This is a genomic window from Endozoicomonas sp. SESOKO4 (genome assembly GCF_024606275.1).
The window spans coordinates 1-3,438 of sequence record NZ_JAHHPS010000409.1 but is presented as its reverse complement, the minus strand read 5'-3'; the positions used below and the strand labels follow the sequence as shown (position 1 = coordinate 3,438).

Annotated in this window: 2 protein-coding genes; both read left to right on the top strand. The window is 49.3% G+C overall.

What is annotated here, in order from left to right; all coding sequences use genetic code 11:
• On the top strand, positions 1–1,130 hold a 1,130-nt coding region (locus tag KDK16_RS08020; RefSeq protein WP_257275509.1), incomplete at its 5' end, for a hypothetical protein.
• Positions 1,131–3,260: a hypothetical protein gene (locus KDK16_RS08015; protein WP_257275508.1), complete on the top strand. Its 2,130-nt coding sequence runs from the start codon at positions 1,131–1,133 to the stop codon at positions 3,258–3,260.
• Positions 3,261–3,438: the final 178 nt, after the last annotated feature.

The window sequence follows — 3,438 nt, the reverse complement described above, 5'->3', positions numbered from 1 at the left end:
CAGACGAAGACTCTACAGACAATGACTCTTCAGATGAGGAATCCCATGGCTCAATGAATGCAGTGGCCACCTTCAAAACTTATCTTAACGAGCAGCGACTAACCTGTGACTTTACAGTGATCGGTAGGGATGGTCAGCCACGTCTATGCGGGATTATCTCCAAGAGTGCCAAAGCCCTGTCGGTTCACAAAAGCAGATATCACACCGGGCAAAGAATCTGTGACGAGACAGTAATCGGGGGAGATGGCCAGCAGCGACCATGCGGGGAGGTCTGCAAAAATGCTAAAAGTCTTTCAGATCACAGAAGCAAATATCACACCGGTCAAAAAACCTGTGACTTGACAGTGATCGGGGAAGACGGCCAATCACGTCCATGCGAAAAAGTCTTTAAAAATGCCAGAAGCCTTTCAAATCACAAAAGAAAAGACCACAGCATGCAACAAGCCTGTCACTTGACAGTAATCGGGGACGACGGCCAATCACGTCCATGCACGACAGTTTGCAAGAATGCTTTATCTCTATCAGCTCACAGAGCCAGATATCACAGCGGACAGAGAGCCTGCGTCGAAACAGTGGTCTCAGAGGATGGCCGGCTGCGAGTTTGCGGGAAGATCTGCAAGAATGCTCAAGCTCTGTCGGATCACAAAAGAGGAAGCCACTCAGGACAAAAAACCTGTGCTGTCACAGTGGTCGGAGAGGATGGCCAGCAGCGACCCTGCGGGATGGTGTGCAAGAATGCCAAAGTCCTGACAGATCACAAAAGGATAGACCACACGGGGCAAAAAACCTGCGATGTAACACTAGTCGGAGGAGATGGCCAGAAGCGACCATGCGGGATGGTCTATAAGAATGCTAAAGCCCTATCGGATCACAAAAGTAAAGGCCACACCGGGCAAAAAACCTGTGACGTGACTTTGGTCGGTGAGGATGGCAATTCGCGGCCATGCGAGACGGTCTGTAAAAATGCCAGAGCCCTGTCGGCTCACAAAAGAAGAAAACATACCCGGCAACAAACCTGTAACATGACCGTGGTCGGAGAGGATGGTCAGCTGCAGCCATGCGGGACGGTCTTCAAGAATTCCAGAGTCCTGTCAGATCACAAAAGATTACATCGCAAACGTAAGCCTTAGATGGATAGAATTTTTAAACACTCACTCTTTGTAGCACTGCTGTTGTTGCTAATGTCGCTGCCTGTCATCTGCCAGGCCAAACCGTTGACAGGACGATTTATTGTCGAGCCTGAAAAGAGAGCAGTTTTTCCAAACCAGAGCTTTTTTAAGAAGCTTGGCCTGCATACCTTGCCGTATAACCCGTCAGACGTTGCCGACACATACGACCATGCAGGATCATATTCACCGCCTGATGACAAACAACACAACCCGGATAGTTATCGAGAAAGAACGACCCTTATTGAGTGGATTTCGTGGCAATGGCTCTTCGCCTCTCGCCTGCTCGTGGGTTACGAACGGATCCTGATCCCCCAAGACGGCTCTTTGAGCCCCGCCCCTTATTCATGGCTACCCAGGGAAGTAGTTGCAGTTGTTGCTGTCGCCTGGCTTTTAAAAAGCTATTGGAACCACAATCCCCCCCTGTTTAAACCGATTGAAGAACAAAAGACTACATCTATGCTGACACAGTGGGATTATCCATTTGTTACCTTCACAATGATGTTGGACTCCGGACATAACCAACAACCAAACTCGTCATCAGAATCATCGGGGCAAAATACCCCACGTGCAACAACTCACCCTGCAAGTTCTTTCACTAGCCTCCTGCGTTCTGGCTCTGCCGGCGGTAACGGAGGCCCCCAAACACACACACATAATTTAGGTTTAAATTGTTTCGTTTTTCCCTGTAATGGCGTTTGTAGTTTCAGATCATCAACCGACAGCAGAGAACCCACTGAATGGTCACTGAATTCCTCAGAAAGCTCATGCCACCATTTGGCGCATGGACTCTGCCTTGGTTGCACTGCTAATTTGAATCCTTCAGACACTGAAGGCCCTCAACAAAGTCCACCTTTCGATATGTTGGATTATCTCTTTGACATTGAAATTCAATGCGTTTCTGACCAACCATTACAACGACAGTCGCATGGCATTGTTGGCAACACAGTCACTAACAGCAACTCTATAGACGGGATCTTCTCAGACAAGACTTCCTCAGATTCAGTGAGTACAGGGGCAACCTGTAAAACCGGCACTACCGGGCAACTAAGCTGTGACGTGATCATTGTCGGAGAGGATAACCGGACGCGTCGATGCGGAAAAATGTGCAAGAGTACCAAAGCCCTCTCGGCTCACAGAAGCAGATATCATACCGGGCAAAAAATCTGTAACGAGATAGTAACCAGAGAAGATAGCCAACCGCATTACTGCGGGACGCTTTGTAAAAATGCTAAAGTCCTGTCGGATCACAGAAGAAGAAGCCACGCCGTACAACGGATCTGTGACGAGACTGTGATTGGGGAGGATGGCCAGCAGATACCTTGCAGAATGGTCTGCAAGAGTGCCGAAAGCCTGTCAGATCACAAAAGAAAAGACCACAGCGCGCAAAAAGCCTGTGACTTGATAGTGATCGGGGAAGATGGCAAACCACGTCCATGCGAAACAGTCTGCAAGAATGCTTTATCCCTGTCGACTCATAGAAGCAGATACCACACCGGGCAAAAAATCTGTGACGTAACGGTGGTCTCAGAGGATGGCCAGCTGCGAGCATGCGGGAAGATCTGCAAGAATAATCAAGCCCTGTCAGATCACAAAAGAAGAGACCACAGCACGCAAAAAACCTGTGGCTTGACAGTGATCGGGGAGGATGGCAAACCACTTCCATGCGGAAGAGTCTGTAAGAATGATTTATCTCTATCGTCTCACAAAAGCAAATACCACACCGGGCAAAAGACCTGTAACTTACCAGTAGTCTCGGAAGATGGCCAACTGCGAGCATGCAGGAAGATCTGCAAGAATGCCCAAGCCCTGTCGGATCACAAAAGAAGAGACCACTCAGGGCAACAAACCTGCGATGTAACAGTGGTCGGGGTGGATGGCCAGCCGCGACCATGCGGGACGGTCTGTAAGACTGCCGTTGCCCTGTCGAATCACAAAAGAAAAAGCCACACCAAGCAACCAACTTGCGCACTGGAAGTAGTCGGGGGGGATAGCCAGCCGCCGCCATGCGAGAAGGTTTACAAGAATGATCAAGCTTTGGAAAACCACAAAAGAAGACATAGAAAGCGCAAGTATGCCTATGTGAACCAGTGATGATGGCCTCTGTAGAGGGACAATTTCGTAACGAATCTTGATATAAAAGGAAGAGTGAGTACTCGCCATATCATCAAGCTCCATGCCACTGCGGGAGAAGAAGCGCTTGAGACGTTTACGCCCGGAGTCGATCTCGGTACCGCGCCCCATAGTTCGGGCAATACGGGACAGGTTGACT

Excerpts from the sequence above, each read along its gene's own strand:
- KDK16_RS08015 (WP_257275508.1), top strand. The coding sequence starts at position 1,131 with ATGGATAGAATTTTTAAACACTCACTCTTTGTAGCACTGCTGTTGTTG.